The organism is Martinezella lusitana (genome assembly GCF_010668395.1).
Classification (GTDB): Bacteria; Pseudomonadota; Alphaproteobacteria; order Rhizobiales; family Rhizobiaceae; genus Rhizobium; species Rhizobium lusitanum_A.
The window spans coordinates 1-1,242 of sequence record NZ_WUEY01000067.1; the positions used below are offsets into that span (position 1 = coordinate 1).

Here is a 1,242-nt window from a genome sequence, read left to right on the forward strand (position 1 = left end):
GCGCCGGGAAGCGGCGTGATCATGTGGCCGCCGGTTTCCGTCTGCCACCAGGTATCGACGATCGGGCAGCGGCTGTCGCCGACCACCTTGTAGTACCATTCCCAGGCTTCCGGATTGATGGGTTCGCCGACCGTGCCGAGCAGGCGCAGGCTGGAGCGCGAGGCGCGCTTGACGAAGTGATCGCCGGCGCCCATCAGCGAGCGGATTGCCGTCGGGGCGGTATAGAAGATATTGACCTTGTGCTTGTCGATGACGTCCCAGAACCGGCCCTGGTCCGGATAGTTCGGCACGCCTTCGAACATCAGCGACGTCGCGGCATTGGCGAGCGGCCCGTAGACGATATAGGAGTGGCCGGTCACCCAGCCGACATCGGCCGTGCACCAGTAGATATCGCCGGGGTGATAGTCGAACGTATATTCGTGCGTCATCGCCGCATAGACGAGATAGCCGGCGGTCGTGTGCAGCACGCCCTTCGGCTTGCCGGTGGAGCCGGATGTATAGAGAATGAAGAGCGGATCTTCCGCCTTCATCTTCGCCGGCGGACAATCGCCCTTCACCTTGGCGATTTCCTCGTGATACCAGAAATCGCGGCCGGGTTCCCAGCCGGTCTTGCCGCCGGTGCGGCGCACGGCGATGACGGTCTTGACCGCGACCTTCTGCTTGGCGGCGATATTGATCGCCGTATCGGTGTTTTCCTTCAGCGGGATGGATTTGCCGCCGCGAACGCCTTCGTCGCAGGTGATGACGACGGTCGATTCGCAATCGACGATGCGGCCGGCAAGCGCTTCGGGCGAGAAGCCGCCGAAAACGACCGAGTGAACCGCGCCGATGCGCGCGCAGGCGAGCATCGCATAGGCTGCTTCGGGGATCATCGGCATATAGATGGTGACGCGATCGCCCTTCTTGACGCCGTGCTTCTTGAGCACATTCGCCAGCCGGCAGACCTGCTCGTAAAGCTCGTTATAGGTGACCTTCTTGTCGATGTAGGGATTGTCGCCTTCCCAGATGAAAGCGACGCGGTCCCCATGCTTCTTCAAATGCCGGTCGATGCAATTATAGGAGACGTTGGTGACGCCATCCTCGAACCATTTGATCGAGACCTTGCCGGTAAAGGACGTATTCTTGACCTTGGTGTAGGGCTTGAACCAGTCGATACGCTTGCCGTGCTTGCCCCAGAATTTGTCGGGATCCTCGACGCTCTGCTGATACCATTTCTGGTATTTCGCCTGATCGATCAGGGCA

General features: G+C 60.4%; 1 protein-coding gene. It reads right to left on the minus strand.

Features of this window, described 5'->3' with window-relative positions; translation table 11 throughout:
* Window positions 1–1,242, minus strand: a 1,242-nt coding sequence (locus GR212_RS36535; RefSeq protein ID WP_163995009.1) for an acetate--CoA ligase, incomplete at both ends; no start/stop codon positions are given.